General features: G+C 47.5%; 1 protein-coding gene. It reads left to right on the plus strand.

Features of this window, described 5'->3' with window-relative positions; all coding sequences use genetic code 11:
• Positions 1–1,300 (plus strand): IS4 family transposase (locus ACFFSY_RS35090; RefSeq protein ID WP_377503243.1); only part of this gene is annotated, 1,300 nt, incomplete at both ends.

Genomic DNA, 1,300 nt, shown 5'->3' on the forward strand with positions numbered 1-1,300 from the left:
ATGAGTATGAAAAAAAGACAACCATCATTTTGGCGCGTGCGGTTTCCATGATGAAAAACGTCTCTTTTCTTCAAAAAGTCCGGAGAAAGCAAACGGATTTCACGCGAAATCGAAAAGTCGGCTTTTTCACTTTGCTGTGCCTCATCCTGCGGATGATCCGGAAGTCTACTCAACTCGAATTAGACGAGTTTCGCCGTCAATTCATGCCCGAAGAGTTCGAGGCGACGACTTACACAAAGGCCTCTTTTTCAGAAGCCAGACAAAAGCTGTTACCCGAAGCCTTCACCCTGCTGAATGACGAAGTGGTGCAGCAATATTACGAAATTGGCGGTTTCAAAACGTTCTTGGGTTTCCGCTTGCTCGCGATCGACGGCAGCGTGTTGGAAGTTCCGAACACAAAAGAAAATCAGGAGGCATTCGGGTACGTCACCACGCAAGTGAAGGACTTTCAATTAGCGCGTGCGCGAACGTCGCTTCTCTTTGATGTCGAGAACAATCTCACGCTTCACGCCAGCTTGGGCAAGTTCGCGGACAGCGAGAAAAACCTGGCCAAACAAAACCTAGATCATCTGTTAACTTTCCCTTCACCTGGCGTACGCGACCTCGTTTTGTTCGACCGCGGCTACCCTTCTTTGGACCTGCTCCAGTACTTGGAACAGAAAGGTTTTGCGTACCTGATGCGCAGCTCGCACCAATTTCTCAAGGAAGTCGTGGGCACCACTACGCCGGACGAAATCGTTCACGTGATGGTGACCAAGAAAAGAGCCGAGAAATTAGCAGCCAAAAACGTAGTGGTGCGAGCAGGAGAAGCGTTTGTCATTCGTGTGCTCAAAGTCATGCTAACGACAGGTGAAGAAGAAATATTGATCACCAATTTAAGCTCAGACGAGCTGCCTTATGAAGCCAGTCGGGAGCTGTACAACAAACGATGGGGCATCGAAACACGGTTTAATGAGCTGAAGAACAAATTTGAAATCGAGAATTTCTCTGCTCAAAAGCCACTGTCAATCGAACAGGATTTTTTGGCTACGATTTTTTTGAGCAATATCGCGTCCATCATGGAAGAAGACGCAGATACCGAACTGAAGGAAAGCCAGCGGACGCAAACGTTGAAATATGATGAGTACCGAATCAATAAAGCGATTCTCATCGGGAAAATGCGGGATCCGCTAATTGCAATTCTTCTCGAAGATAAGCCGAGAAAGCGAGCGAAAAGATACCGTCAGTTAATGGCCGAATTGCAACGACATATTGTCGCTGTGGTGCCCGATCGATCCTTTCCGAGAAAGAAACAACCAGA

This window comes from Paenibacillus aurantiacus, from assembly GCF_042431225.1.
Taxonomy (GTDB): domain Bacteria; phylum Bacillota; class Bacilli; order Paenibacillales; family Paenibacillaceae; genus Paenibacillus_Z; species Paenibacillus_Z aurantiacus.